The 1015-nt window shown below is 64.0% G+C and carries 1 protein-coding gene; it reads left to right on the top strand.

The window, feature by feature from the left end; all coding sequences use genetic code 11:
- Positions 1 to 44: 44 nt before the first annotated feature.
- On the top strand, positions 45 to 1015 hold a 971-nt coding region (locus tag ABD658_RS15260; RefSeq protein ID WP_344744966.1), incomplete at its 3' end, for an IS256 family transposase.

A 1015-nucleotide genomic window follows, 5' to 3' on the forward strand; every position in this document is an offset into this window, starting at 1 on the left:
CTTCGAGGAATCTCCTACAACCCACTCGAAAGGACATCACCACGATGACCGCTACCCATATTCTCGACCCTGCCACCGTGTTGAAGGAAGCCCTGGGCCAGGCCTCACCAGATCTGCTCCGTGATCTGCTGCAGACCATGATCAACGCCCTGCTCTCCGCCGATGCTGACGCTGTCATCGGTGCGGAGTACGGCAAACCCAGCGCGCAGCGGATCACCCACCGCAACGGGTACCGCCACCGCGACCTCGATACCCGGGTTGGCACCATCGACGTCGCCGTCCCCAAACTCCGCCAAGGCACCTACTTCCCCGAATGGCTGCTCGAACGCCGCAAACGCGCCGAATCAGCGATGATCACCGTGGTCGCTGACGCCTACCTGGCCGGGGTCTCCACCCGCCGGATGGACAAACTGGTCAAGACCCTGGGCATCCACTCACTGTCGAAGTCCCAGGTCTCCAGGATGGCCACCGACCTCGATGAACACATCCACCAGTTCCGCACCCGCCCGCTGGGCGAGGCCGGACCATTCACCTTCGTCGCCGCCGATGCTTTGACGATGAAGGTCCGTGAAGGCGGCCGAGTCATCAACGCGGTGGTGCTGGTGGCCACCGGAGTCAACGCCGATGGTCACCGCGAGGTCTTGGGTGTCCAGGTCGCCACCGCAGAGACCGGCCCCGCCTGGAACACCTTCTTCGCCGACCTGGTCGCCCGCGGTCTGACCGGGGTCAAGATGGTCACCTCCGATGCCCACGCCGGGCTGGTCGAAGCGATTGCTGCGAATCTGCCCGGTGCCTGTTGGCAGCGGTGCCGGACCCACTATGCGGCCAACCTGATGAGCGTGTGTCCGAAGAGCATGTGGCCGGCGGTCAAAGCGATGCTGCACAGCGTCTATGACCAGCCCGACCCGGCCAGCGTGACTGCTCAATTCGACCGGCTGCTGGACTATGTCGCAGAGAAGCTGCCGGCAGTTCATGATCACCTCGATACCGCCCGGGCAGACATCCTGGCCTTCAC

It is taken from the genome of Nesterenkonia aethiopica (genome assembly GCF_039534665.1).
GTDB lineage: Bacteria > Actinomycetota > Actinomycetes > Actinomycetales > Micrococcaceae > Nesterenkonia > Nesterenkonia aethiopica.